The following is a 1277-nucleotide window of genomic DNA, read 5'->3' on the forward strand; positions in this document are numbered from 1 at the left end:
GGTGGTGGACGCCGCCGCCGACGGGGACGCGGTGGGGGTGGCGAGCGCCTACTTCCCCGGCCCGTCGCTGCGGGAGGCGGTGGCGGCGCACGGGCCGCTGCCGCAGGAGGCGCTGCGGGCGCTGGGGTCCGGGCTGGCGGAGGCCCTGACCGCGGTGCACGCGGCCGGTCTGCTGCACGGGGGCCTCACCCCGGGCGACGTGATCCTCGCCGACGACGGTCCGCGGCTGACCGACTTCGCGCTCGCCCGGCTGTGGGACGCCGCGCACCCGTCCCGGACGGTCGGTGCCGCACCCGGCGGCGTGTTCCTCGCGCCGGAGCAGGTCCGCACCGGCGCGGCCGTCCCGGCCTCGGACGTCTTCTCCCTCGGCGCCGTCCTCGCGTACGCCGCCACCGGCCGCAACGCCTTCGGCGCCGGGCCCGGCTCCGACGCGTTGCTGCGCGTGGTGACGCAGGAGCCGGACCTCGCGGGGGTGCCGCAACCGCTGCACGGTCTGATCGCCGCCTGCCTGGCCAAGGACCCGCAGGCCCGTCCGGACCTCGGTGAGCTGGTGCGGGGTCTGGCCGGGCCGGAGCGGGGCGACTGGCTGCCGCCCACCCTCGTGGAGATGGTCGGGGAGCGGAAGGCCGCGGCCGACGCCCACACCGGCACCGGGGCACAGCCGGGACGGCCGGGACGGCGTGCGCTGCTGGCGGCCGCGGGCCTCGCCGCCCTCGCCGCCGTCGGGGTGCCGATGGGGATCCGGGCGGCCTCGGACGACAGCCGGCCCGCCACCGCTGCCCAGGGGTCCACCAGCTCCGACTCCGCGGCCGCCGTCGTGAAGCTGACGGCGGGCGCGCTGGTCGAGGTGGGCCGTGAGACGGGCGACGGCAGGGGGATCGCGTACAGCCCGGACGGCAGGCTCCTGGCGACCGGCGGGAAGAACAAGGTCGTCCTGATCGACCCGGCCGCCGGGAAGCAGGTGGGTGTGCTGGCGGTGGACCGCGCCCTGGGCGCCGCCGACGCCGTCACCTTCTCCCGCACCGGCGGCCTCTTCGCCGCCAGTTACAGCCTGCCCCCCGACCTGCGCAGCCGTGACGACAAGGAGCGCGAGCACGGCCGGGCCGCCGTCACGGTGTGGGACGCGGCCTCCCACCGGGAGGTGGTCACGGTGGTCTCCGCCTCCCAGGGCAACACGCCGGCGCAGCCGAACGCGGTGGCGTTCAGCCCGGACGGGAAGCTGGTCGCACTCGGCCGTGACGGGCGCGACAGCATCGGCCTGGCGTTGGTGTGGGAGG

At 77.8% G+C, this 1277-nt stretch carries 1 protein-coding gene; it reads left to right on the forward strand.

Going from position 1 to position 1277, the window contains the following annotated elements; translation table 11 throughout:
* On the forward strand, window positions 1-1277 hold a 1277-nt coding region (locus tag ACFVXK_RS38475; RefSeq protein ID WP_389622016.1), incomplete at both ends, for a serine/threonine protein kinase.

The organism is Streptomyces sp. NPDC058157, from assembly GCF_042884105.1.
In the GTDB taxonomy this organism is placed as follows: Bacteria; Actinomycetota; Actinomycetes; order Streptomycetales; family Streptomycetaceae; genus Streptomyces.